Genomic DNA, 245 nt, shown 5'->3' with positions numbered 1-245 from the left:
CTTCGCAGCCTGACGTGATTGTGCTTGATGAGCCAACCTCTGCGCTGGATATCTCCGTTCAGGCGCAGATCCTCAATTTACTGGTAACGCTACAGGAAAATCACGGGCTGACCTATGTGCTGATTTCACACAATGTCTCGGTGATACGTCATATGAGCGATCGGGTGGCGGTGATGTATCTCGGGCAGATTGTAGAACTGGGCGACGCGCAGCAGGTGCTGACGGCACCTGCACATCCATACACC

The 245-nt window shown here is 53.9% G+C and carries 1 pseudogene; it reads left to right on the top strand.

The window, feature by feature from the left end:
- Window positions 1-245, top strand: a pseudogene (locus V5P19_RS24265) (peptide ABC transporter ATP-binding protein); the annotation flags it as partial.

Source organism: Enterobacter sp. UNJFSC 003 (assembly GCF_036903355.1).
In the GTDB taxonomy this organism is placed as follows: domain Bacteria; phylum Pseudomonadota; class Gammaproteobacteria; order Enterobacterales; family Enterobacteriaceae; genus Enterobacter.
This window is presented reverse-complemented; position numbering and strand designations above follow the sequence as displayed.